Annotated in this window: 1 protein-coding gene; it reads right to left on the bottom strand. The window is 60.7% G+C overall.

Annotated elements, in window-relative coordinates; genetic code table 11:
- Positions 1 to 629, bottom strand: a 629-nt coding sequence (locus DESPIG_RS14165; RefSeq protein WP_006009456.1) for a hypothetical protein, incomplete at both ends; no start/stop codon positions are given.

Here is a 629-nt window from a genome sequence, read left to right as displayed (position 1 = left end):
GAAAAAACGCGCCATTATACAGGCTGATGTAGCGCTGTCCGTGGGTAATACTGCCGTCGTGATAGCGACCCACTTCGTCAAGGACCGTTACTTTCAGACGAGTCTCCACGTCCTCCCGCACGTCCAATACTTCCCGGCACCGTGCGGAAAGCCGCGTGTTCAGGGTGTCAACGGCGGGGGTCTCAAGCGTGCCGTGTCGGCCCTGGCCGTCATAAAGCAGCGCTCCGTCATGCAACGGCACATAGCGCACCGCGTCCGCCATGACGGGCCGCACGGCCACGTCCAGACTCTCAATCCGAGCATCATGCAGATGGCCAAAAGGTTCCCAGCGCGTGTACGTGTTGGCGCCGTCGTGGAAAAGACGCCCGTCATGCGCCCGGAACAGGCCGTTGTCATACCGGATGGAACCGTCATGCAGCGGAAAGCCCCACTTGCGCCGGTCTTCATACTCAGGCTTGACGGCAAGCCATACGCCGTCCCCCTCCGTAAAGGCCGTCTCATCCTCAAGGTTGGTCTTCCAGGACATGGCCCGCAGGATGGAACGCGCGGGCTTGTATTCGTTCACCAGCCAACGGAACCAGGCCAGAATGTCCGCGTTCAGCCCCTGTTCCGGGATTTCCACCAGCTTT

Origin of the sequence: Desulfovibrio piger ATCC 29098, from assembly GCF_000156375.1 — a bacterium.
GTDB lineage: Bacteria > Desulfobacterota > Desulfovibrionia > Desulfovibrionales > Desulfovibrionaceae > Desulfovibrio > Desulfovibrio piger.
Note: the sequence above shows the minus strand (reverse complement) of the source record. Positions and strands in the feature narration are given on the sequence as shown.